At 57.6% G+C, this 330-nt stretch carries 1 protein-coding gene; it reads right to left on the reverse strand.

Annotated features, from left to right (window positions below):
- A partial coding sequence (locus tag J8L85_RS17935; RefSeq protein ID WP_211019548.1) for a hypothetical protein occupies window positions 1-330 on the reverse strand: 330 nt, incomplete at both ends.

The raw sequence follows: 330 nt of genomic DNA on the forward strand, positions 1-330 counted from the left end.
GGCGGTTACGGTATAGGTATAGGTTCCGGCGCCGTCAGGGACTGGGGACCATGTTCCTCCCGGGTCGTAAGTGCCCAGCTGTGCAAAAAGTTGTGCCTCGGTCACTTTTTCATCTTTACAGATCGTCAGGGTACCATCGCTGCCCGCATTGGGCTTGGCCTGTTCGGTGACCACCACCTGTGCAGTGGCATCCTCGGTACAGGGTGCGGTAGCCGGTACGGTATAGGTATAGGTGCCCGCTCCGTCAGGGGCGGGGCTCCATGTTCCAGTGGTATCTGGGTCACCACCGAGTTGTGCAAAAAGTTGAGCCTCGGTCACTTTTTCGTCTTT

Origin of the sequence: Maribacter sp. MMG018, assembly GCF_018100785.1 — a bacterium.
In the GTDB taxonomy this organism is placed as follows: Bacteria; Bacteroidota; Bacteroidia; order Flavobacteriales; family Flavobacteriaceae; genus Maribacter.